Annotated in this window: 21 protein-coding genes; 10 read left to right on the top strand and 11 right to left on the bottom strand. The window is 70.7% G+C overall.

Features of this window, described 5'->3' with window-relative positions; all coding sequences use genetic code 11:
• Positions 1 to 13 precede the first annotated feature (13 nt).
• From ABT381_RS22825 to ABT381_RS22790, 8 genes are all read left to right on the top strand, one after another.
• Complete coding sequence (locus ABT381_RS22825) at positions 14 to 1426, top strand: phytoene desaturase family protein (protein ID WP_351597344.1); 1413 nt, start codon at positions 14 to 16, stop codon at positions 1424 to 1426.
• Positions 1427 to 1871: 445 nt separating this feature from the next.
• Positions 1872 to 2171, top strand: coding sequence for a hypothetical protein (locus tag ABT381_RS22820; RefSeq protein WP_351597342.1), 300 nt, complete (start codon positions 1872 to 1874; stop codon positions 2169 to 2171).
• Positions 2168 to 3352 carry a putative T7SS-secreted protein gene (locus tag ABT381_RS22815; protein WP_351597340.1) on the top strand — a complete coding sequence of 395 codons (1185 nt, stop codon included), beginning with the start codon at positions 2168 to 2170 and terminating at the stop codon, positions 3350 to 3352. The genes ABT381_RS22820 and ABT381_RS22815 overlap by 4 nt, the downstream gene beginning before the upstream one ends.
• Entirely contained in the window at positions 3340 to 4011 is a 672-nt protein-coding gene (locus ABT381_RS22810; protein ID WP_351597337.1) for a hypothetical protein, read from the top strand. The genes ABT381_RS22815 and ABT381_RS22810 overlap by 13 nt, the downstream gene beginning before the upstream one ends.
• 52 nt (positions 4012 to 4063) lie before the next feature.
• Positions 4064 to 5392, top strand: coding sequence for a hypothetical protein (locus ABT381_RS22805; RefSeq protein ID WP_351597334.1), 1329 nt, complete (start codon positions 4064 to 4066; stop codon positions 5390 to 5392).
• Between the two features lie 147 nt (positions 5393 to 5539).
• Positions 5540 to 6100 carry an O-acetyl-ADP-ribose deacetylase gene (locus ABT381_RS22800; protein WP_351597331.1) on the top strand — a complete coding sequence of 187 codons (561 nt, stop codon included), beginning with the start codon at positions 5540 to 5542 and terminating at the stop codon, positions 6098 to 6100.
• Between the two features lie 151 nt (positions 6101 to 6251).
• Positions 6252 to 7766, top strand: a complete 1515-nt coding sequence (locus ABT381_RS22795) for an AlkA N-terminal domain-containing protein (protein WP_351597328.1) — start codon at positions 6252 to 6254, stop codon at positions 7764 to 7766.
• A 100-nt stretch (positions 7767 to 7866) separates the two neighbouring features.
• Positions 7867 to 8346 (top strand): methylated-DNA--[protein]-cysteine S-methyltransferase, encoded by a 480-nt coding sequence (locus tag ABT381_RS22790; RefSeq protein ID WP_351597362.1) that lies wholly within the window; start codon positions 7867 to 7869, stop codon positions 8344 to 8346.
• Between the two features lie 36 nt (positions 8347 to 8382).
• On the opposite strand, the gene ABT381_RS22785 is transcribed toward ABT381_RS22790, so the two are convergent.
• Both ABT381_RS22785 and ABT381_RS22780 read right to left on the bottom strand, forming a co-directional pair.
• Complete coding sequence (locus ABT381_RS22785; protein ID WP_351597325.1) at positions 8383 to 8880, bottom strand: NUDIX domain-containing protein; 498 nt, start codon at positions 8878 to 8880, stop codon at positions 8383 to 8385.
• 74 nt (positions 8881 to 8954) lie between these two features.
• On the bottom strand, positions 8955 to 10064 hold the full coding sequence (locus tag ABT381_RS22780; protein ID WP_351597322.1) for an ADP-ribosylglycohydrolase family protein: 1110 nt from the start codon (positions 10062 to 10064) through the stop codon (positions 8955 to 8957).
• A 217-nt stretch (positions 10065 to 10281) separates the two neighbouring features.
• Here ABT381_RS22780 and ABT381_RS22775 point away from each other — a divergent pair, with 217 nt between their 5' ends.
• The gene (locus ABT381_RS22775; protein ID WP_351597319.1) at positions 10282 to 11406 is read left to right on the top strand and encodes a glycerate kinase; all 1125 of its coding nucleotides are present in this window, start codon (positions 10282 to 10284) and stop codon (positions 11404 to 11406) included.
• Positions 11407 to 11679: 273 nt separating this feature from the next.
• On the opposite strand, the gene pssA is transcribed toward ABT381_RS22775, so the two are convergent.
• The 9 genes from pssA to ABT381_RS22730 all read right to left on the bottom strand — a co-directional run bounded on the left by pssA (position 11680) and on the right by ABT381_RS22730 (position 22590).
• A complete protein-coding gene (gene pssA / locus ABT381_RS22770; protein WP_351597316.1) occupies positions 11680 to 12522 on the bottom strand; it encodes a CDP-diacylglycerol--serine O-phosphatidyltransferase in 843 nt (280 codons plus the stop codon).
• Positions 12509 to 13156, bottom strand: coding sequence for a phosphatidylserine decarboxylase (locus tag ABT381_RS22765; RefSeq protein ID WP_351597313.1), 648 nt, complete (start codon positions 13154 to 13156; stop codon positions 12509 to 12511). Before ABT381_RS22765 ends, pssA begins: the two co-directional genes overlap by 14 nt.
• Before the next feature lie 168 nt (positions 13157 to 13324).
• Positions 13325 to 14530, bottom strand: a complete 1206-nt coding sequence (locus ABT381_RS22760; RefSeq protein WP_351597311.1) for an acyl-CoA dehydrogenase family protein — start codon at positions 14528 to 14530, stop codon at positions 13325 to 13327.
• A 2-nt stretch (positions 14531 to 14532) separates the two neighbouring features.
• Complete coding sequence (locus tag ABT381_RS22755) at positions 14533 to 15045, bottom strand: MaoC family dehydratase (protein WP_351597308.1); 513 nt, start codon at positions 15043 to 15045, stop codon at positions 14533 to 14535.
• Between the two features lies 1 nt (position 15046).
• Entirely contained in the window at positions 15047 to 16024 is a 978-nt protein-coding gene (locus ABT381_RS22750; RefSeq protein WP_351597305.1) for an HpcH/HpaI aldolase/citrate lyase family protein, read from the bottom strand.
• Positions 16021 to 18033 (bottom strand): ethylmalonyl-CoA mutase, encoded by a 2013-nt coding sequence (locus ABT381_RS22745; protein WP_351597302.1) that lies wholly within the window; start codon positions 18031 to 18033, stop codon positions 16021 to 16023. The genes ABT381_RS22750 and ABT381_RS22745 overlap by 4 nt, the downstream gene beginning before the upstream one ends.
• Positions 18034 to 18071: 38 nt before the next feature.
• A complete protein-coding gene (gene ccrA / locus ABT381_RS22740; RefSeq protein ID WP_351597300.1) occupies positions 18072 to 19409 on the bottom strand; it encodes a crotonyl-CoA carboxylase/reductase in 1338 nt (445 codons plus the stop codon).
• A gap of 429 nt (positions 19410 to 19838) precedes the next feature.
• Positions 19839 to 20645, bottom strand: coding sequence for a TetR family transcriptional regulator (locus ABT381_RS22735; RefSeq protein WP_351597297.1), 807 nt, complete (start codon positions 20643 to 20645; stop codon positions 19839 to 19841).
• A 118-nt stretch (positions 20646 to 20763) separates the two neighbouring features.
• Positions 20764 to 22590, bottom strand: coding sequence for a 3-hydroxyacyl-CoA dehydrogenase family protein (locus ABT381_RS22730; protein ID WP_351597294.1), 1827 nt, complete (start codon positions 22588 to 22590; stop codon positions 20764 to 20766).
• Between the two features lie 330 nt (positions 22591 to 22920).
• Between ABT381_RS22730 and ABT381_RS22725 the strand changes: the two genes are divergently transcribed.
• Positions 22921 to 23526, top strand: a complete 606-nt coding sequence (locus tag ABT381_RS22725; RefSeq protein WP_351597291.1) for a HEAT repeat domain-containing protein — start codon at positions 22921 to 22923, stop codon at positions 23524 to 23526.
• Positions 23527 to 23533 lie beyond the last annotated feature (7 nt).

Below are 23533 nucleotides of genomic sequence, written 5' to 3'. Positions count from 1 at the left end.
GCAGGTGCCGACGATGCTCGATGCCGTGGTGATCGGAGCCGGACCGAACGGCCTGACCGCGGCGGTCGAACTGGCCCGCCGGGGCATGTCCGTCGAGGTCTTCGAAGCGCGGGACACGATCGGCGGTGGCGCGCGTACGGAGGAGCTGACGCTCCCCGGCTTCCGGCACGACCCGTGCGCGGCCGTGCATCCGACCGGGATCGGCTCGCCCGCCTTCCGCGACCTCCCCCTGGAGCGCTACGGCCTGGAGTGGCTGCACCCCGAACTGCCCATGGCGCACCCCTTCCCGGACGGCAGCGCCGCCGTGCTGTCCCGCTCCGTGGGCGAGACCGCGCGGTCCTTCGGCGTCCGCGACGCCGGCCCGTACCGCCGCCTGGTCGACCCCTTCCGCGGCAAGTGGGACACGCTCGCGCGCGACATGATGCGCGGCGTCCTCGAAGGGTTCCCGCGCGACCCGGTGACCCTCGCCCGCTTCGGCCTGGCCGGCATCCCGCCGGTGGCCGTGCTGAACCGCCGCTTCCACGACGAGAAGGCGCGCGCCGTCTTCGCCGGCTGCGCGGCGCACGTCATCCACCCGCTCACCGGCATCGCCACCGGCGCCATCGCCCTGACTTTCATGCTGGCGGCGCACGCGTACGGCTGGCCCATCGCCCGCGGCGGCTCCCAGGCCATCCCGGACGCGCTCGCCGGGTACCTCCGTGACCAGGGCGGCGTGATCCACACGGACTACGAGGTCAAGCGACTGGACGACCTGCCGCCCGCCCGCGCGTACATCTTCGACACCTCGCCGACGGCGCTGGCCCGCATCGCGGGGCTCGGCAACGCCTTCAGCTCGTACCGCTACGGCCCCTCCGCCTTCAAGATCGACTATGCGCTGTCCGGACCCGTCCCGTGGACCTCCGAGGAGGCGCGCCGCGCCGGTACGGTCCATGTCGGCCCCACCGAGGGCGACATCGGCCGCGCGCTGCGCGACGCCCACGAGGGCCGCGCCCCCGAGCGCCCGTTCCTCATCACCTCGCAGCCCAGCCTGATCGACCCCTCCCGCGCCCCCGAGGGCAAGCACACCTTCTGGGCGTACGGCCACGCCCCCAACGGCTGGACGGGCGACCTCACCGACGCCATCGAGCGCCAGCTGGAACGCTTCGCCCCCGGCTTCCGCGACCTCGTACTGGCCCGCGCGACCGCCGGCCCGCCCGAACTGGCCGCACGCAACGCCAACTACGTCGGCGGCGACATCGGCGTCGGCGCCTTCTCCGGCCTCCAGACCCTGCTCCGCCCCAAGCCCCGCCGCATCCCGTACACCACCACCCACCCCGCCGTCTTCCTCTGCTCCTCGGCCACCCCACCGGGCGGCGGCGTCCACGGCATGTGCGGCCACAACGCGGCAAAGGCCGCCTGGCGCCGCATCAGGGAGACCCGGGGCTGAGCGGCGCGCGGATGCGCCATGATGCCCGTAGGTCCGGCAACGCCGGCACTCCGCACTCGGGATGCTCAGCCCGGCCGAGTGCAAGATGCGCGCAATGCCGTTGACGTAAGGAACCCAGCAAGCCAACTCCACGAATCTCGGGGCAGACACCGGAATATCCACCCGTACCGGGACACGTCAATATCCACCAGGCGGACGCCATATTTATCTGGATATCCCGATGGTCGCTCCGAAGCGCAGGGTGGAAATGAGTCAGTAGTTGGTCGTCGGGTTCGCCGAGTTCGAAGGCATGTAGCCCAGCGTGGGGCGGGGGCCGCTATTTCGAGTGCGCGGTTCAGGTGCTCCGGCCGGGAAGTGGCGGCTTCGGCTTCCACTCATTTAACATGTCTCGCTCGGCCTGTTCATTGCACAGTCCGCGCCTGCAAGTGCCACACCGGGGGGAATCTTGTCCGATTTGTACGTCGACTATGCCATGCTGAAGCGAGTGCGGCGCAACATGGCTCACATCGGAGAGGTGCTCGACAAGCCTGCGCGAGCCATGGAAAAGGTGGACGCGAAGGCTATGGGGGCGGCCGAGCTGGAGCGACGCATGGACGAGTTCGGCGATGAGTGGTCCTACGGCTTCGGGCAACTGCGTAAGTTCACCAAGGGTGCCGTGGAAGCGCTCGACCAGATCCAGAAGAAGTTCGACGATATGGACAGGGATCTGGCGGCGGCGCTTTCGAAGGCGGCGAAGAAGAAGTGAGCGCACCGACGGTCGACGATTTTCCCATTCTAGGATTTGTGCCGTGCCCCGGCGACTACGAAATAGCCAAGGATGTCGCCAGGCAGGTCCGTGGAACTGCCGAAGCCCTCGGTGAGATTTCCCGGGTACTGAAGGGTGCGGATCAAGGTGAATGGCGCGGGAAAGCGGCTGATTCGTTCCGTGCCTTGCTGGCCGACGATTTCCGCCCCAAGGTCGCTGAGGCGTACAGCGCATTCTCTACGGCAAGGAATGTGCTCGGCGACTGGGCTGAATACATGCACAGTCACCAGAAGCGTGCACGTGCCCTCGAGTCCGAGGCACACGACATCAAGAAGTCTGACGCCGAGAAGGACGGTAAGGGCGGGTCCGGCGAAGGGAAAGGCGCATCGTCCGGCTCAGGCGACGACGCCCTTGCCGATGTCAAGCGTCGCGCCCGCGAACTGCACGCCGCGTACGAGGAGGAAGGTGCCAGGTCCGCCTCCCGCCTGAAGAAGGCGCTCGATGAAGCGCCCAACGAACCCGGGTTCTGGGAGAAGTTGGGTGATACGGTCGGTGACGCCCTGGAAGACCTGGCGGATGCCGTCATGGATCCGATGGGCACGCTCAAAGAGCTGGCGCCGCTGTTCAAGACCCTCGGTGATGTCGCCGGATTCCTCAGCACGGTCACCGGATTCCTCGCGCTGGTGCCCGGTCTGCAGTTCCTGGGGGCTGCTTCCCTGGCGCTCGCGGGTGTCGCGCTCGTGGCGCACTACCTGTCTGCGGTCGGTACGACCGGTAGTTTCGTGAAGGCTCTGGCCACCAAGGACGTCATTCTCGACGCGGTCGGCTTCGGACTCGGCAAGGTCGGCGCACGGTTGGGCGACGAGATACTCAGCGCAGCCAAGGCGAGCGGGCAGCAGCCGAGGATGGTCAAGCAGCTCGGCGGGCTGTTGGCGGCGCAGGAAGTACCACAGGGTTACTTCCAGTTCGCCAGAGGTACGGCGCGGGCGGCCGACGGAGCCGAGTACTCCATGGGGCACAGCGAATTCGTCATGCGGACCGGCCAGTACTTCACCACCTGGACCGGCGATGCCTTCACCGCTGAAGGCTCACAGGACTCCATCGAAACCGCAGGCAAGCTCCTGAAGTGGGACTTCGGCCCGCTGACCAACAAGGACACGGTGGCGCCATGGGCAAACTAGCCGCTGGACGAGTCCACTTGTACACACCAGGTGACTGGTTCGATCTGCTGGCCGACAGCCCGGATCGCGAAGCCACCCGGTCCCGGTGTGCCGAGCTCGTCCGACTCACCTATCCGGATGTGGCGGCCACGCGACGTGCGGAATTCACAGACGCTCTGTTGCAGTGGCACGACACGCTCTACGCCGATGGCGTGCTGATGTACGGGATCATCACTGCTCCGCTGCCGAGCACCGGCGCGCAGGCGGCCTGGCAGATCTACGCGGGTGTCGTCGAGGTTCCGGACAACCCCAGCGACCTCGATCTGGGGGAGCTGATGACCAAGCTGTTCGCCGAGAACTACCATGCCGCGCCGTCCTACACCGAGGCGTACACCACCGACATGGGCATGGGCTTCGGCTTTGTCGCCCAGCCGTTCCTGCCCGTCCCGGAAGGACCCGGCCCCGTCCCGGAAGGACCCGGCCACGTCCCGGAAGGACTCGGCGAAGGCGTCGGCGTGCCTTCGGTGCCCATCGGACTTGCCGGTGCGCTGGCCTGTCCTTCGGAGGGTGGCAGAGGACTGCTGGTCATCGGCACCAGCCTGGCTGCCGACCAGGCGTGGGAGCTGGCCGGTCTCGTGGCGGTAATCGGTGGGCGGTCCGTCTTCGCGGACAGTCAGTAGTCGGCGGAACCGGCAGAGCGTACACACAGCAGAAGACGTAAAGGAGTACCTCATGACCACCGCGGACAGCCTCGCGGCGGCCCGGCGAAGGCGGGGCGAGCCGTATCCGGCGCCTGAACCCGTCCAGGCGTATCCGAACCGAGCTGCCCTGTTGCGGGAACGGGCGCAGGCTCTCGAATCTCTGGTGCGCGAGGACTTCTCCCGGCTGCGTGGGCTCGGCTTTCTGGGCTGCGCAGCACTACTGGTGGCCGCGGTCGCGCTCGGCGCGGGCAGTGTGACGGACGCGGTGCAGGCGGGTGCCGACGGCGAGGGCGGGCGGTTGGGGCAGAACTTGCTCGGCTTCGCCGGGACCGTTGTGATTGCAGGCGCCGCGCTGCTGGGATTGCGGTCCATCCGGTCGCGGGACCGGCTGCGGTGGCAGCGCATCCGGGCCTGGTACGTGCTGGAGCGTATCCCCGCGGCCCGCGCTCTGCCGGCAGGTGACATACCGGCCGAGTTGGAGCCGGCGGATCAGCGTCCCCGGGTTCTCGACCGCTACGTCCGCGACCGCGGCCTGCACCTGCGTGGCAACCTCGGCGGCATCGCGGTCCTCGCCTGTGCCGTCTTCTTCCTGGTCGTCCTGGCGAACGGAGACACGGCCTCCTCGACCACGGTCATGGGTGCCACCGCTCTGTTCACCGCCGGGGCGCTGGCCTGGCAGGTCACGGCGAAGTACGCCCGACGCTACCGCTGGTCCGGCGAGCGGGAGTCCGCACAGGGAACGGAACGCAACCGCGGGATTTTCCGGGAGCGCCTCACCGTGCCGGAGGCCGGTGAGCCGTCCGGTACAAATCGGTCCTACCGTGTCGTCGCCCTCATGATCGCCCCGACCGTCGTCGTCCTCGGCGCGGTCTGTATGGTCCGCCCGCGCACCGCGGCCAACCTCGGGGTCGCCGCAGCCGGGGCGCTGGGCATCGTCATCCTGCTGCTGCCCTTCGTCCTGGTGGCACGCCTGCGTGAACGCCGGGCCCGGCGCGCGGCGGCCCGCACCGCAGAGGCGGCCCTCCCCGCCGGGACCGCCCCGTACGCAGTGAGCTTCGGCCTGAACGAGGACGTAGCCCATGACACGGAAGCAGCCACCTGGGACCGCGGCCCCGCCCGAGCCGGCGCCGCAGCACTGACCGCCTCGGCCATCCACCTGCGCGGCCCAGCCGGCGAAGCCCTGGACATCGCCCTGGCCGACGTCCTCGGCGCGGTGCACTCCGCCCCGGCCCCCTGGCTGGGCGACGGCTCACTGGACCTGCATCTGCACTCGGGTGAGGCCATCGAGCTTTGCACACCCCAGCACAGGCAGTTGGCGACCGGTCTGGCCTCGGCGGGTGTTCGGGTGCTGCGGGCCTAGTTTTGGGACAGCCCGCTGGATAGCGCGCATCAGGGCGAACGAAGGTTCTGACCGGGATCCGGTCGGGACCTTCGTCGTCGTCCGGTCTCGGTTCTGGTCCCGGATGCGACCCTGCGGCGGCCGCGTCCGCTGCGCCATGATGCCCGTATGAGCAAGGCCGAGTACGAGTACGAGTACGACGAGGGCGTGCGGTTGACGCTCGTCCTTGGGGACATCACCGAGCAGGACGTGGACGCCGTCGTGAATGCCGCCAACTCCTCGCTGCTGGGCGGCGGGGGAGTGGACGGGGCGATCCACCGGCGGGGCGGGCCGCGGATCCTGGAGGAGTGCCGGGCGCTGCGCGCGTCGCGGTACGGGCGCGGGCTGCCCACCGGGCAGGCGGTGGCGACCACGGCGGGCGCGCTGCCGGCCCGTTGGGTCGTGCACACGGTCGGGCCGGTGTACTCACGCGAGGAGGACCGGTCCGCGCTGCTCGCGTCCTGCTATCGCGAGTCGCTGGGGGTGGCGGTGGGGCTCGGTGCCCGTACGGTCGCCTTCCCGGCGATCTCGACGGGCGTGTACGGGTGGCCGCTGGACGACGGCGCGCGGATCGCCGTGCGGACGGTGCGTGAGGTGATCGCCCGCGGCATAGGTCCGCTGGACGAGGTCCGCTTCGTCGTCTTCGACGACCGGGGGCAGGAGGCGTTCGCGGCGGCGCTGGAGGCGTGAACGGGCGCCGGGGCCGGTCACGGAGGCCGGGTGCGATCGCGGAAGCCGGGTGCGGACGCGGAAGCCGCGGGTCGGTGGCCGGTGGCCGGTGGCTCACGTCCATGTCGGATTCTCGCCAGCCACCGGGCGCCGCCTGCGAAATCCTTGAGACATGCACACCGACACCGAGCGGTGCGTACGCGCCGTGCAGTCCAAGGACGCCCGCTTCGACGGGTGGTTCTTCACCGCCGTCACCACGACGAAGATCTACTGCCGGCCCAGCTGCCCGGTGGTACCTCCCAAGCCCGCCAACATGCGTTTCTACCCCAGCGCCGCCGCCGCGCAGCAGGCCGGCTTCCGTGCCTGCAAGCGGTGCCGGCCCGACGCCAGCCCCGGCTCCCCGCAGTGGAACGAGCGGGCCGACGCGGTCGCGCGGGCCATGCGGCTGATCGGCGACGGCGTCGTGGACCGGGACGGGGTGCCGGGCCTGGCCGCGCGGCTGGGCTACAGCCCGCGCCAGGTCGAGCGCCAGCTGCTGGCCGAGCTGGGCGCCGGGCCGCTGGCCCTCGCCCGGGCCCAGCGCGCGCAGACCGCCCGGCTGCTCATCGAGACCAGCGCGCTGCCGATGGCGGAGATCGCGTTCGCCGCCGGGTTCGCCAGTATTCGGACCTTCAACGACATCGTGCGGGAGGTCTTCGCGCTGTCGCCGAGCGAGCTGCGGCAGCGCGCCCGGCCGGTCGCCGCTCGCGCAGAAGACGCTCGCGCAGAAGACGCTCGCCCCGAAGGCGCACCGGCGCTCACCACCCTCGCCCTCCGCCTCCCCTTCCGTAAGCCGCTGTGCCCCGACAACCTCTTCGGGCACCTCGCCGCCACCGCCGTCCCCGGCGTGGAGGAGTGGCGGGACGGCGCGTACCGCCGCACCCTGCGCCTCCCGTACGGACACGGCATCGTGGCGCTCACCCCGCGCCCCGACCACATCGACTGCCGGCTGTCCCTGACCGACCTGCGCGACCTGGCCGGGGCCATCGCGCGCTGCCGCCGGATGCTCGACCTGGACGCCGACCCCGAGGCGGTCGACGCGCTGCTGGCGGACGATCCGGTACTGGCGCCGCTGATCGCCAAGGCGCCGGGGCGGCGGGTGCCGCGCACCGTGGACGCGGACGAGTTCGCCGTACGGGCGGTGATCGGGCAGCAGGTGTCGACGGCGGCGGCGCGTACGCACGCGGGGCGGCTGGCCGCGGCGTACGGGGAGCGGATCGAGGACCCCGAGGGGGGCCTCACCCACCTCTTCCCGAGCGCGGCCGCGCTGGCGGAGCTGGACCCGGAGACCCTCGCGATGCCGCGCACCCGGCGCGCCACGCTCACCGGCCTGGTCGCCGCGCTGGCCGACGGGGACCTCCAGCTCGGCCCCGGCAGCGACCGCGAGCGGGCCCGCGCCCGCCTCGCCGAACTGCCCGGCTTCGGGCCCTGGACCATCGAGTGCATCGCGATGCGGGCGCTCGGCGACCCCGACGCGTTCACCGCCACCGACCTCGGCGTGCGCCGCGCGGCACAGGGCCTGGGGCTGCCCGGCACGCCGGCCGCGCTGGTCGCCCGGGCCGCCGCCTGGCGCCCCTGGCGCGCGTACGCGGTCCAGTACCTCTGGGCCACGGACGACCACCCGATCAACCACCTCCCCGCCAAGTGAGGGAAGCACCATGCCTGTTCACACGCATGAGGGAAACACCCTGCCGGTTCACACCCACGCCACCCACGCCACCCACGCCACCCACGCCACCCACGCCGTCATGACCGGCACGCCCGTCGGGCCGCTCACGCTGGTCGCCCGGGACGGCGCGCTCACCGGCCTGTACATGACCGATCAGCGGCACCGGCCGCCGCAGGAGACCTTCGGGCACCCGGAGGAGCCGGCGGCCGAGCCCTTCGCCACCGCGATCCGGCAGCTGCGGGCGTACTTCGCCGGCGAGCTGACCGCCTTCGACCTGCCGCTCCGGCTCGACGGGACGCCGTTCCAGCGGCGCGTGTGGGCGGCGCTGTGCGAGATCCCGTACGGCGGCACCGTCTCGTACGGCGAGCTGGCCGACCGGCTCGGCAAGCCGTCGGCCGCCCGCGCGGTCGGGCTGGCCAACGGCAAGAACCCGATCGGCATCATCGTGCCCTGCCACCGCGTCGTCGGCGCGGGCGGCGGCCTGACCGGCTACGGCGGCGGCCTGGACCGCAAGCGCCATCTGCTGGACTTCGAGCGGGAGGTGGCGACGGCAGCGTGACGGTGGCCGCGTCGGCCGCGCGATGGCGGGCGCGGGCTACGCCGGGCGCCGGGGCGGTACGCCGTCCTCCAGCTCGGCGGGCCCGTGGCCGTCCGCCAACGCGTCCAGCGCGGCGCGCAGCCGCAGTCCCATCGGCCCGTCCACATAGCCGCCCAGCTCCGCCGGGTCCACCAGGCGCCAGGAGAGCAGCTCCTCCTCCTGGAGCCGGATCGCGGCGAGCCGCGTCTCGTCCAGTACCCCGCCGTCGAAGAGGTACGACACCAGCGGCGGCCGCTCCTTGCCGCGCACCCAGTCAACGGCCAGCAGCCGGCCCGGCTCGATGTCCAGGCCGATCTCCTCGGCGGTCTCCCGGCGGGCCGCCTGCCGCGGCGACTCGCCCTGGTCGGACTCCACCGTCCCGCCGGGCAGGATCCAGGTGTCCTTGTAGTTGGGCTCGACGAGCAGGACGCGTCCGGCCGCGTCGCGGAAAATGGTGCCGGCGCCCGCGAGCACCCGGGGCAGGCTTGCGATGTAAGCGGCGTAATCCAAGGTCATGTTCGGGATCCTAGGAGACCCGTCGGACACCTCCGGCCTCATTCGACCTCGTCCGGCACGTGCGGTACGGATGTTCAGGTGTCAGGGCAGCCGGCCGCCAGCCGGTACGTCCGCTCGGCCAGTTCGCTGATCCGTACGCCGTCGAAGCCGAAGACGGCGGTGCGCAGGCGGTCGTGGAGCGGCTCCGTCCACTGGGGCGGGATCGCCGCCGCGCCGCACAGCACGCCCGCCACCGAGCCGGCCGTCGCGCCGTTGGAGTCGGTGTCCAGGCCGCCGCGTACGGTCAGCGCGATCGTGGAGGTGAAGTCGCCCTCGCCGTAGAGCAGTCCGGCGGTGAGCACGGCGGCGTTGCGGACCACGTGGATCCAGTGCAGGTGGCCGACCTCGCGCTCCATCTCGGTGAGCGTGTCCGACCAGCCGACGCCCGACTCGTACAGCGCCGCGGTGTGCCGGACCGTGCGGGCCAGCTTGCTGCCCGCGGGGATACGGGCGAGTGCCGCGTCGACGGCCTCGCGCGGCCCGCTCGCCTCGAACGCCGCGGCGATCAGCGCGGCCGCCCACATCGCGCCGTAGACGCCGTTGCCGGTGTGCGAGAGGACCGCGTCCCTGCGGGCCAGCGCGGCCGCCCGGCGGGGCTGCCCGGGGGACACCCAGCCGTACACGTCCGCCCTGATCAGCGCGCCGATCCACTCCTGGTACGGATTGTCGGTGGTGGCGGCGAGCGGGGGCTGGATGCCGGTGGCGAGGTTGCGGTACGCGGCCCGCTCGGCGGTGAAGGTCTGCAGGTACGGCAGCCGGCGCAGCCAGAGGGTGCCGAGCTGTTCGGTGGTGAAGTCCGTGCCGTGGGTCTCCAGCAGGTCCAGTACGAGCACGGAGTAGTCGATGTCGTCGTCGCGGCAGCTGCCGTCGACCCGGCCGCGTACGCACGCTCGCCATTCGGGGCGCAGCCAGGACTCCTCGGGGCCGGGCGGCGGGGGCGGTGCGGGGAGGTAGTCAGTGAGCGGCAGTGCGCCGGTCCGGCGCAGGTACTGGTCGATGCGCTCGCGGGTCCACAGGTCGCCGTGCTCGATGGGCTTGCCCAGCATGTTCCCGGCGATCCGGCCGAGCCAGCCGCCGTGTATCCGGTCGGCGAGGCCGGGCGGCCGGGCGGCGGCTGCGGGCCCACTGTTCTGCGACGGCGTCATGGCTCCAGGTGTACCGAAGTGCGGGGCGGCGTGAACAGGCACAACACGCCGATCTGGGAGCGCGAATATCCGCTTCGCGGTATCGTAAATCCGCTTCCCGGAAAACGTCACTCTGTTCTCCGGGTTCCGCGCCGGATAGGGTCACACCGGCGCGACGGCCAGTTCGGAAGCAAGGGGAAACAGGGTGGCGGACGCAGCAAGGACAGACACAGCACACGTGCTGATCGCCGCGGACAAGTTCAAGGGCTCGCTGACGGCCGTCCAGGTCGCCGAGCACGTCACGGCGGGCCTGCGGCGTGCCGTACCGGGCCTCTCCGTGGCGGCCGTCCCGGTCGCGGACGGCGGCGACGGCACGGTCGCGGCGGCGCTGGCCGCCGGTTTCACCCGGCACGAGGCGCGGGTCACCGGACCCACCGGCACGCCCGTCACGGCCACGTTCGCGCTGCGCGCCGACGGTACGGCCGTGGTGGAGATGGCCGAGGCGTCGGGCCTGCAGCACCTGCCGGACGGCGTCTTCGCGCCGCTGACGGCCACCACGTACGGCACCGGCGAGCTGCTGCTGGCCGCGCTGGACGCGGGCGCGCGCAGCATCGTCTTCGGCGTGGGCGGCAGCGCCACGAACGACGGCGGCGCGGGGATGCTCGCGGCGCTCGGCGCGCGCTTCCTGGACCGGGCGGGGGAGCCGGTCGCGCCGGGCGGCGGGCCGCTCGCGACCCTCGCGACCGCCGACCTGAGCGGCCTCGACGCGCGGCTGGCCGGCACGGAGATCGTGCTGGCCAGCGACGTGGACAACCCACTGACCGGCCCGAAGGGCGCGCCCGCGGTCTACGGCCCGCAGAAGGGCGCGAGCGAGGCGGACGTCGCCACGCTGGACGCGGCGCTGGCGCATTACGCGAAGGTGCTGGAAGCGGCGGTGGGGCCGAAGGCGGCCTCGTACGCGGTGGCGCCCGGCGCGGGCGCGGCGGGCGGCATCGGGTACGGCGCGCTGGTCGGGCTGGGCGCGACGTTCCGGCCCGGCATCGACGTCATGCTCGACGTGCTCGGGTTCGGCCCGGCGCTGGAGCGCGCCACATTCGTGATTACCGGCGAGGGCTCGCTGGACGAGCAGACGCTGCACGGGAAGGCACCGGCGGGCGTGGCCGCGGCGGCGCGCGCCCGCGGCCTGGCCGTCGTGGCGGTCTGCGGCCGCCTGCTCCTTCCGCCGTCGGCGCTCCTCCAGGCCGGAATCGAGCGGGCGTACCCCTTGACGGCCCTGGAGCCGGACCCGGCCCGCTGCATGGCCGAGGCGGGCCCGCTCCTGGAGCAGGCGGCAGAATCCCTGGCGCGGGACTTCCTGGCGTAGCCAAATCAAGCCCCTCCGGCCAAATCAAGCCCCTTCGGCGATTGAGGAGCGGGGTCCGGGGCAGAGCCCCGTGCGTACGGCCCGCAGGGCGGGGCCGGGCCTGGGGAAGGATGCCCCGGACCCGCCCCTTCCCGAAACCGGGGCTGCGCCCCTGGACCCCGATCGCCCTCCGGGCTCGTCCTCAAACGCCGGACGGGCTGGATATGCGGAAGGCCCGGTACGAACGCAAGGTTCGTACCGGGCCTTCCGTACGTCGGCCACCCGCCGCCGGAACTACGGCAGCTGCGCTGCCCGCGCCTCGCGGCGGTTGTCGCGGAACGTGTTCACCCGGCGGGCCGTCGCGAAGAGCGGGATCATCGCGCCCGTCACGACCTGCAGCGCGCAGCCGGTCTGCAGGAGCAGCTGGCCGGCCGGCGCGTCCAGCGCCCACGCCGCGAGCATGCCCATGCTCAGCACGATCCAGGAGAGCATCGCCACCGCGAGCCGCCCGCGCGGCTTCGGGTACTCCACCCGGCTCACCATCAGCCACGCCACGCCGATGATCGCGAGCAGCGTCGGCAGGAACGGCAGCTCCAGCAGCACGATCGCCACGACGGTCAGCGCCCCGAAGGGGCTCGGCATGCCCTGGAACATGCCGTTCGGCACCGTCACGCAGGAGAAGCGGGCGAGGCGGAGGATCACCGCCAGCAGCACCACCACCGCCGCGACCACCGAGACCCGCTGGTTCGCGTCCTGGGCGACCATGCCCCAGGTCACCACGAAGTACGCGGGCGCCAGGCCGAAGCTGATCAGGTCGGAGAGGTTGTCGAGCTCGGCCCCCATCGCCGAGGCCCGCAGCTTGCGCGCGACCAGCCCGTCGAACAGGTCGAAGACCGACGCGAGCAGCATCAGGATCACGGCCATCGCGGCGCTGTGCCGCGCCATGCCGCCGTCCTCCGTGCCCGTGAGGTGCGGGATCAGGACGCCGGTGGTCGTGAAGTAGACGGCCATGAAGCCGCAGATCGCGTTGCCGAGGGTGAGCGTGTCCGCTATCGACAGCCGCGTCGACAGCGGCATGTCGTCGTCCTCCTCCTCGGCCGCCCAGCCCGCCTGGGTATCGGGATCAATCACGGTCAAGACGAGTCACCCCCGCTGTGGTGGCCTGGCCGACCTCGACCGCGGCCTCGACGCCCTCGGGCAGGTACACGTCCACACGCGAGCCGAAGCGGATCAGACCGATGCGCTCGCCCTGCTCGACCTTGGTGCCCTCCGGGACGTACGGAACGATGCGGCGGGCCACCGCACCGGCGATCTGCACCATCTCCACGTCACCGAGCTCGGTGTCGAAGTGCCAGACGACCCGCTCGTTGTTCTCGCTCTCCTTGTTGAACGCCGGGACGAAGCCGCCGGGGATGTGCTCGACGGACGTGACCGTGCCGGCCAGCGGGGCGCGGTTCACGTGGACGTTCAGCGGGCTCATGAAGATCGCGACGCGGGTGCGCCCGTCCTTCCACGGCATGATGCTCTGCACCACGCCGTCGGCCGGGGAGATGACGCGGCCCTGAGCGATGTCGCGCTCGGGGTCGCGGAAGAACCACAGCATGCCCGCCGCCAGAGCGGTGGCGGGCACGGCGACGGCGGCCCAGCGTCCCGAGCGCCGGGAGCGGGCCAGGCTGACCGCTGCCGTCGCGACGGTCGGCAGGAGCCACGGCGACGCTCCGCGCGCGAGGCGGACGCGACCGCGGTGTGCAGAGGATTGGCTGTGGGGCATGGATGACCTTCGTAGCGGAGGATGCCGCGTAGGAATGGGGGACGGCGGCTTTCCGGGGATGCTATCGGGTGCGAGCGGCAACTGGCCAAGAGCCAACGCCAATCCGTGGCCGAAGTCCGGTCACGGGGTGTGATCTTCTTCTCGAAGAAAACACCCCGAAACGGACATTCACCCCTGGATGCGGTACTCCTCCAGTAGCCGGCGCCCGATGATCATTTTCTGGATCTCAGCGGTACCTTCACCGATGAGCAACATGGGCGCCTCGCGGTACAGGCGTTCGATTTCATATTCCTTGGAGAAGCCGTAACCGCCGTGGATGCGGAAGGCGTCCTCCACGACCTCCTTGCAGTACTCGGAGGCGAGGTACTTCGCCATGCCCGCCTCCAGGTCATTCCGCTGGCCGGAGTCCTTCTTGCGGGCGGCGTTGACCATCATCGCATGGGCCGCTTCGACCTTTGTCGCCATTTCGGCCAATTTGAACTGGATGGCCTGATGCTTTGCGATCGGTTTGCCGAAGGTGTGCCGCTGCTGGGCATAGTCCACGCCCAGTTCGAACGCACGCTGCGCGACGCCACAGCCACGCGCCGCGACATTCACCCGGCCGACCTCGACGCCGTCCATCATGTGATAGAAACCACGTCCGGTCTCGCCGCCGAGCACGCGGTTCGCCGGGATCCGGAGGTCCTGCATGATGAGCTCGGTCGTGTCGACGCCCTTGTAGCCCATCTTCTCGATCTTGCCGGGGATGGTGAGTCCCGGGCGGACCTCGCCGAAGCCGGGCTCCTTCTCCACGAGGAAGGTCGTCATCGACTTGTGCGGGGCCGTGCCCTCGGGGTGGCCCTCGTCCGTCTTGCAGAGGACCGCGACCAGCGTGGACGAACCGCCGTTCGTCAGCCACATCTTCTGACCATTGAGGACGTACTCGTCGCCGTCCTTCACACCCTTGGACGAGATCGCCGACACGTCCGAGCCGAGCGCCGGCTCCGACATCGAGAAGGCGCCCCGTATCTCACCGGCCGCCATCTTCGGCAGGAAGTAGTCCTTCTGCTCCTGCGTGCCGTGCTGCTTGAGCATGTAGGCGACGATGAAATGGGTGTTGATGATGCCGGACACCGACATCCAGCCGCGGGCGATCTCCTCGACCGTCAGGGCGTACGTCAGCAGCGACTCGCCGAGACCGCCGTACTCCTCGGGGATCATCAGCCCGAAGACGCCGAGCTCCTTGAGCCCCTCGACGATCTGCGTCGGGTACTCGTCCTTGTGCTCCAGCCCGGTCGCGACCGGAAGGATCTCCTTGTCCACGAAATCGCGGACGGTGGAGAGGATTTCCCGCTGGATGTCCGTCAGACCCTCGGTCTGTGCCAGGCGCGCCATCGCTACTTCTCCTTGACCTGAAGCTCGGGGCGGCCGGGCTGCTCGCCGCCGCGCTCCTTGATGTACGTGGCCGTCGGCACCATCACCTTGCGCCGGAAGACGCAGACGAGCGTGCCGTCCTGCTTGTAGCCCTTGGTCTCGACGTACACGATGCCGCGGTCGTTCTTCGACCTCGACGGCGTCTTGTCCAGCACGGTCGTCTCGCCGTAGATCGTGTCGCCGTGGAAGGTCGGCGCCACGTGCTTGAGCGACTCGATCTCCAGGTTGGCGATGGCCTTCCCGGACACGTCCGGCACGGACATGCCGAGCAGGAGCGAGTAGATGTAGTTCCCGACCACCACGTTCTTGCCGAAGTCGGTCGTGGACTCGGCGTAATTGCTGTCCATGTGGAGCGGGTGGTGGTTCATGGTGAGCAGACAGAAGAGGTGGTCGTCGTACTCGGTGACCGTCTTGCCGGGCCAGTGCTTGTACACGTCCCCGACGGTGAACTCTTCGTAGGTGCGGCCGAACTGCATCTCAGGCCTCCGGGGCTTCGAACTTGGACGTGCGCTGCATGCCTGCGGCACGCCCCTTGCCCGAGATGACGAGCGCCATCTTGCGGCTGGCCTCGTCGATCATCTCGTCGCCGAGCATCGCGGAGCCCTTCTTGCCGCCCGCCTCGGACGTGCAGTACTCGTACGCGTCCAGGATCAGCTCGGCGTGGTCGAAGTCCTCCTGGGAGGGCGAGAAGACCTCGTTGGCGGCGTCGACCTGGCCGGGGTGCAGCACCCACTTGCCGTCGAAGCCGAGAGCGGCGGCGCGGTTCGCGACCTCGCGGTAGCCGTCGACGTTCTTGATCTGGAGGTAAGGACCGTCGATCGCCTGGAGGTTGTTGGCGCGGGCGGCCATCAGGATCTTCATCAGGATGAAGTGGTAGGCGTCGGCCGGGTAGCCGGGCGGCTGCTCGCCGACGACCAGGGACTTCATGTTGATGGAGGCCATGAAGTCGGCCGGGCCGAAGATGATCGTCTCGACGCGCGGGGAGGCCTGCGCGATCGCGTTGACGTTGTTGAGGCCCTGGGCGTTCTCGATCTGCGCCTCGATGCCGATCTTGCCGACCTCGAAGCCCATCGTCTTCTCGATCTGGGTCAGCAGGAAGTCGAGCGCCACGACCTGGTCGGCGCTCTGCACCTTCGGCAGCATGATGCAGTCGAGGTTCTGGCCCGCGCCCTCGACGACGGTCACGACGTCGCGGTACGTCCACTCGGTCGTCCAGTCGTTGACCCGCACGACGCGCGTCTTGCCCGTCCAGTCGCCCTCGTTGAGGAACTTGACGATGGTGTGCCGGGCCTCCGGCTTGGCCAGCGGCGCGCAGGCGTCCTCCAAGTCCAGAAAGACCTGGTCGGCGGCCAGGCCCTGGGCCTTCTCCAGGAAGCGCGGGTTGCTGCCGGGCACCGCGAGGCAGGAGCGGCGCGGACGCAGACGGTTCACGGGACCGTTCACGGGGCTGGTCATGCGGGGACCTCCAGGGGATCGAGCTTGTTCGCGGTACGGATCTCGTCGACGATACGGCCGATGATCTCCGTGATACCGAAGTCCTTCGGGGTGAAAACGGCGGCGACACCGGCCTCGCGCAGCGCTGCCGCGTCCGCCGAGGGGATGATGCCGCCGACGATGACGGGCATGTCGTCCACGCCCGTGCGGCGCAGCCGGGCGAGCACGTCCGGCACCAGCTCGGCGTGCGAGCCGGAGAGGATGGACAGGCCGACGCAGTGCACGTCCTCGGCGACGGCCGCCGAGACGATCTGCTCGGGCGTCAGCCGGATGCCCTGGTAGACCACTTCGAAGCCGGCGTCGCGGGCCCGTACGGCGATCTGCTCGGCGCCGTTGCTGTGCCCGTCCAGGCCGGGCTTGCCGACCAGGAGGCGCAGCTTGCCGCTGCCGAGCTCTGCGGCGGTGCGGGCGACCTTCTCGCGGACGGCCGCGAGCGGGGTGCCCTGCTCGGCGGCGACCGCCAGCGGGGCGCTGGAGACGCCCGTGGGCGCCCGGAACTCACCGAAGACGTCCCGGAGGGCCCAGGCCCACTCCCCGGTCGTCACACCGGCCCTGGCGCACTCCAGAGTGGCCGCGAAGAGGTTGGTGTCCCCGGCCGCCGCCTTCTTCAGCGCCGACAGGGCCTCCTGCGCCCGGTGCTCGTCCCGGGAGTCGCGCCACTCGTGCAGCGCCTGCACCACCCGCGCCTCGTTCTCCGGGTCGACCGTCATGATGGCGGTGTCCAGGTCGGCGGTGAGCGGGTTGGGCTCGGTGGACTCGTAGCAGTTGACGCCGACGATCTTCTCCTCGCCGGCCTCGATCCGGCCGCGCCGCTCCGCGTGCGAGGCGACCAGCTGCGACTTCAGGTAGCCGGACTCCACGGCGGCCATCGCGCCGCCCATCTCCTGGATCCGGTCGATCTCGGCCAGGCACTCCTCGACCAGCGCGTCCACCTTGGCCTCGATGACGTGCGACCCGGCGAAGATGTCCTCGTACTCCAGCAGGTCCGACTCGTGCGCGAGGACCTGCTGGATACGGAGGCTCCACTGCTGGTCCCAGGGGCGGGGCAGGCCCAGCGCCTCGTTCCAGGCGGGCAGCTGCACGGCGCGGGCGCGGGCGTCCTTGGAGAGCGTGACGGCCAGCATTTCGAGGACGATCCGCTGGACGTTGTTCTCGGGCTGCGCCTCGGTCAGGCCCAGAGAGTTGACCTGGACGCCGTACCGGAAGCGGCGCTGCTTGGGGTTCTCGATGCCGTACCGCTCGCGGGTGATCTTGTCCCAGATGCGGCCGAAGGCGCGCATCTTGCACATCTCCTCGACGAAGCGGACGCCCGCGTTCACGAAGAAGGAGATCCGCGCGACCACGTCACCGAACTTCTCGGGCGGCACCTGCCCGGAGTCCCGTACGGCGTCCAGCACCGCGACGGCGGTGGACATCGCGTACGCGATCTCCTGCACCGGCGTGGCCCCGGCCTCCTGCAGGTGGTAGCTGCAGATGTTGATCGGGTTCCACTTCGGGATATGGGCGACCGTGTACGTGATCATGTCGGTGGTCAGCCGGAGACTCGGTCCCGGCGGGAAGACGTGCGTCCCGCGCGACAGGTACTCCTTCACGATGTCGTTCTGCGTGGTCCCGGACAGCTTGGTGATGTCCGCGCCCTGCTCCTCGGCGACCACCTCGTACAGCGCCAGCAGCCACATGGCGGTGGCGTTGATGGTCATCGAGGTGTTCATCTGCTCCAGCGGGATGTCCTGGAACAGCCGGCGCATGTCGCCGAGGTGGGAGACCGGGACCCCGACCCGCCCGACCTCGCCGCGGGCGAGGACGTGGTCGGGGTCGTAACCGGTCTGCGTCGGGAGGTCGAACGCGACCGACAGGCCGGTCTGGCCCTTGGCGAGGTTACGCCGGTACAGCTCGTTGGACGCCTCGGCGGTCGAGTGTCCCGCGTATGTCCGCATCAGCCACGGACGATCCTTCTGACGCTCAGTCATGAGTGTGGTCTCCCAGACGTTTCCGTCGTTCCGTCGGCTCAGACGTTCCGGAAGCGATTGATGGCGTCGATGTGCTTCGCGCGCTTCTCGTGGTCGCGCACGCCCATGCCCTCCTCGGGGGCCAGCGCGAGGACGCCGACCTTGCCCTGGTGGAGGTTGCGGTGCACGTCGTACGCGGCCTGGCCGGTCTCCTCCAGGGAGTACGTCTTCGACAGCGTCGGGTGGATCTTGCCCTTGGCGATCAGGCGGTTGGCCTCCCACGCCTCGCGGTAGTTGGCGAAGTGCGAGCCGATGATGCGCTTCAGCGACATCCACAGGTAGCGGTTGTCGTACTCGTGCATGTAGCCCGAGGTCGAGGCGCAGGTGGTGATCGTGCCGCCCTTGCGGGTGACGTAGACCGATGCGCCGAAGGTCTCGCGGCCGGGGTGCTCGAAGACGATGTCGATGTCCTCGCCGCCGGTCAGCTCGCGGATGCGCTTGCCGAAGCGCTTCCACTCCTTCGGGTCCTGGGTGCTCTCGTCCTTCCAGAACTTGTAGCCCTCGGCCTTGCGGTCGATGATCGCCTCGGCGCCCATCTTCCGGCAGATCTCCGCCTTGTCCTCGCTGGAGACGACGCAGATCGGGTTGGCGCCGCCGGCCAGCGCGAACTGGGTGGCGTAGGAGCCCAGGCCGCCGGAGGCGCCCCAGATGAGGACGTTGTCGCCCTGCTTCATGCCGGCGCCGTTGCGGGAGACCAGCTGGCGGTACGCGGTGGAGTTCACCAGGCCGGGGGCCGCCGCCTCCTCCCAGGTCAGGTGGTCCGGCTTGGGCATCAGCTGGTTGGACTTCACGAGCGCGATCTCGGCGAGGCCACCGAAGTTGGTCTCGAAGCCCCAGATGCGCTGCTCGGGGTCGAGCATCGTGTCGTTGTGGCCGTCGGAGGACTCCAGCTCCACCGAGAGGCAGTGCGCGACGACCTCGTCGCCGGGGTGCCAGGAGTTCACGCCGGGGCCGGTACGCAGCACGACGCCGGCCAGGTCGGAGCCGATGACGTGGTACGGCAGGTCGTGGCGCTTGCTGAGCGGCGACATCTTGCCGTACCGCTCCAGGAAGGAGAAGGTCGACACCGGCTCGAAGATCGAGGTCCAGACGGAGTTGTAGTTGACCGAGGACGCCATGACGGCGACCAGGGCCTCGCCCGGGCCGAGCTCCGGCACCGGCACCTCTTCGAGGTGCAGCGACTTGCGCGGGTCCTTGTCCCGGCTGGCGAGGCCGGCGAACATCTCGGCCTCGTCCTTGTGCACGGTGATCGCGCGGTACGACTCGGGGATGGACAGGTTCGCGAAGTCTTCGCGCTTGCTGTCGGGTGCGACGATCGCATCCAGAATGTGGTTCACGGTATGCCTCCGGCGAAGCACGCTTGGGGAACGGCTGAGGGAACGTCGGGGGTGGTGCGAAGGCGGTGCCGTCGGTTCGGCTGTGTGGTGCTCGGCAGGCGCGGGTGTGCGCGGGAGGTTGCCTGTGACGCAGGCATCCGGGCGCGCGGACCAGTGGTTCGCGGGGACAACCGGTACGCCGAAGATCGGGTGTACCGGCCGCCCGGACAACATCAACGTATGACACCGCGTGCCAGCCGACAAGGCACTCGGTGCCAACAATTTCTCTCAGATGTCATCCATGCGGCACGCATGAGCAACATAAATCACCGCGAAAGCGGACGATCCGCCGCGGTTGAGGGTGGCACGTGACGTTTGTTACTCGTGGGTCGCACAGCAAGGCGCCGCCATGTCCAGGACATGACGGCGCCTTGCTGTGCGACCCGCTGTTCAGTTCTTGTGCTCGCGCAGCGCCTTCTGGATCGTGCGCATGACCTCGCTGAGCGGGGCGTCCGTACGGGCCACCGTCACCAGCACCTCGCCCTCCCGGTCCGCCGTCGCGGCGGGCGGCGGGGTCGCGGGCGTACGCCCTGCGCCGATGCCCGTGCCGAACGTCTCGCGGACGATCGCGAAAGCGTGGTCGAGCTGCGTCTCCACGTCCCCCTGCGCGCCGGCCCGCAGCCAGCGCCGCAGTACGTGGTTGTGCGCGGTGACCACCGCGGAAGCGGCGACCTCGGCGAGCAGCGGGTCGTCGTTGCCCTCGCGGTGCGCGCCCTCGTCGAAGTGACCCAGCAGGTAGCGCGTGAAGAGGCGTTCGTACCGGGCCACCGAGGCGATCTCCGCCTCGCGCAGCGTGGGCACCTCGCGGGTCAGGCGGTAGCGGGCCACCGCCACGGCCGGCGAGGCCGCGTACATCCGCATGACCTCTTTGATGCCGCGGCACACCGTGTCCAGCGGGTTCTCGTGCGCGGGCGCCGCGTCCAGCACCGCCTCGGCCCGTACGAGGGTGTCGTCGTGGTCGGGGAAGATCGCCTCTTCCTTGGAGCGGAAGTGGCGGAAGAACGTCCGCCGCGCGACGCCCGCCGCCGCGGCGATCTCGTCGACGGTCGTCGCTTCGTAGCCCTTGGTCGCGAACAGCTCCATCGCCGCCGCCGCCAATTCGCGGCGCATCTTGAGCCGCTGGGCGGCCGCGCGGCGCGAGCCGGGCGTGGGGGTGTCGGGACCGTCTGAAGGCTGCGTACGAGCGGGCTGGGACATGTGGGGACGGTACTTCATAATCCCGCGGCCTGCGCCATTCGCCCGGGGGGCGGGCGGCCGGGAGGCCGCCGACGGGCCGCCTCCCGGTTCGAGCAGCCCGCCCCAGCCGCCCCCGGCGTCAGCGCTTGGCGTACTCACGGAAGCCGCGGCCGGTCTTGCGGCCGAGGCAGCCCGCGGCGACGAGGTGCTCCAGGAGCGTCGCGGGGGCCAGGCCCGGGTCGCGGAACTCCTGGTGCAGCACCTTCTCGATGGCCAGCGAGACGTCCAGGCCCACCACGTCGAGCAGTTCGAACGGGCCCATCGGATAGCCGCCGCCCAGCTTCATCGCGGCGTCGATGTCGTCCGGCGAGGCGTAGTGCTCCTGGACCATCTTCACCGCGTTGTTCAGGTACGGGAACAGCAGCGCGTTCACGATGAAGCCCGCCCGGTCGCCGCAGTCCACCGGGTGCTTGCGGACCTTGGCGCACACCGCGCGCACCGTCGCGTGCACGTCGTCGGCCGTCAGGACCGTCCGCACGACCTCCACCAGCTTCATGGCGGGCGCCGGGTTGAAGAAGTGCATCCCGATGACGTCCTGCGGGCGCGAGGTGGCCCGCGCACAGGCCACGACCGGCAGCGAGGAGGTCGTGGTGGCCAGCACCGCGCCCGGCTTGCAGATCTTGTCCAGCGTCCCGAACAGCTGCTGCTTGATCTCCAGGTCCTCGGCCACCGCCTCGACGGCCAGGTCCACCTCGGCGAAGGCGTCCAGCGAGTCCGCCGGCGTGATCGCCGCGAGCGCCGCGTCCCGGGCCTCCTCGGTCATCCGGCCCTTGGCCACCGACCGGCCCAGCGACTTCTCGATCCGGGCCTTGGCCTTCTCCGCCTTCTCCTGGCTGCGCGCGGCCAGCACGACCTGGAAGCCGGACTTCGCGAAGACCTCCGCGATGCCGCTCGCCATCGTCCCGGAACCGGCCACGCCGACGCTGCGCACGGTGCGCGAGCCGGCCTGCTCGTGCTGGTCGGCGGGGGTCTCGGCGTCCGGCACGACGGCGTCGCTGCCGGGCGTCTCGTACGTGTAGAAGCCGCGGCCCGCCTTGCGGCCCGTCAGCCCCGCCTCGGCGAGCTGGCCGAGGATGGGCGCCGGCGCGTGCAGCCGGTCGTGCGAGGCCGCGTACATCGCCTGCAGGACGGTACGGGCGGTGTCGATGCCAATGAGGTCCAGCAGCGCGAGCGGCCCCATGGGCAGCCCGCAGCCCAGGCGCATCGCCGCGTCGATGTCCTCACGGGTCGCGTACTTCGACTCGTACATCGCGGCGGCCTGGTTCAGGTATCCGAAGAGCAGGCCGTCGGCGACGAAGCCGGGGCGGTCGCCCACCGCGATCGGGTCCTTGCCCAGCTCGCGGGCCAGCTCGGTGACGGCGGCCACGGCCGTGGGCGCGGTCAGCACGGAGGAGGCCACCTCGACCAGCTTCATGGCCGGCGCGGGGTTGAAGAAGTGCAGACCGAGCACGCGCTCGGGGTGCTGGGAGTCGGCGGCCAGCCGGGTCACCGAGAGGGAGTTGGTGCCGGTGGCCAGCACGGTGTCCGGGCGGACGATGCCGTCCAGGGCCGTGATGATCTGCCGCTTGAGCTCGTAGTCCTCCGGCACCACCTCGATGACGAGGTCGGCCTCCGCGGCGGCCTGCAGATCGGAGAAGGTGCGGAAGCGGGCCAGCACGTCGGCCCGCTCGCGCTCGGTGATCCGCTCGCGGCGCACGGCACGGGCGGTGGAGGCCTCCAGCGCGGTGACCGAGCGGCGGACCGCGGCGTCGTCGATGTCGATGCCGATGACCTCGCGGCCGGCGCGGGCGAGCACCTCGGCGATGCCGGTACCCATCGTGCCGAGACCGACGACGGCGACGGTGGCGATGCCGGATGCGGCGGTGGCGGGGGACAGGGTCGAATCAGGGGTGGACGAGAGGCCCATCGCGAGACTCCTGAGGGTGTTCCCCTGCGGGCAGGGGAGAAGTGACGACTGAGGGGAGCGCACACGCGGTCGACGCGGTCGAGGGGCGCGTACGGAGGGAGCTGCGCGGCGGACCCTGTCCCGGGGTCACTGCCGGTCACTCGGCTGTGTGTCGTGCTGTGCGGTGCCGAACCGACTTCACTCATGGCGGCTGCGTCACCAGGCCGCCGGAGCAGGGGTGCTGCTCGTGCCAGCAGATTAACTCGCGGGTAACGGCAAGCGCCAGGGGGAAAAGGGGGAATTAATCTGTGGCGCGGGCCACGCCGAGGCAGCGGGGGAGGAGCACCGCAAATGGAAGACCGATTCCACGAGTTGACCGACCGAGTACGGGGCGAGCTGCGGTCGCCGGCCGATCTCGTCACCTACGAACGCCTGCTGGCCCTCGCCCGCAAGAACACCCCCGCGGGCAGAGAAGAGCTGGCCAGGATGCTCACGGCGGTCGAGCGCCCGCTCTGGACACGCGAGATCGCCGCCTTCTCCCTCGGTTGCGCCGGCGACCGTCGCGCCTTCGAGACGCTCGTCCTGCTGCTGAACTACCGCGACCCGGTCCGCTGCGCCACCGCCGCGCACGCCCTGGCCCGCCTCGGCGACCCCCGTACGGCCCGCGCCGCCGCCGCCCTCGCCACCAACCCCCTCCGCACGGCCTATGCCCTGCACCCCGTACGCCTCCTCGCCGACCTCCGCGCCCCGGAGTCCGTCCCGGCCCTGATCGCCACTCTCGAACGCCTCCTCACCCCGCACACCCCGTACTGGCGCGTCGCCCTGGCCTGCGTGGAGGGCCTCGGCGCCCTCGGCGACCCGCGCGCCGTCCCGGCCCTCACCGCGGCCCTGGACCACCCCCGCCTGGCGGCCGCGGCGGCGGCGTCCCTCGCGCGACTGGACACCGGGGCCGGCTGAGCCGGGG

The sequence above is a fragment of the Streptomyces sp. NPDC000151 genome (genome assembly GCF_040301705.1).
Classification (GTDB): domain Bacteria; phylum Actinomycetota; class Actinomycetes; order Streptomycetales; family Streptomycetaceae; genus Streptomyces.
The sequence above is the reverse complement of the archived record's forward strand: the minus strand, read 5'-3'. Positions and strand labels throughout refer to the sequence as shown.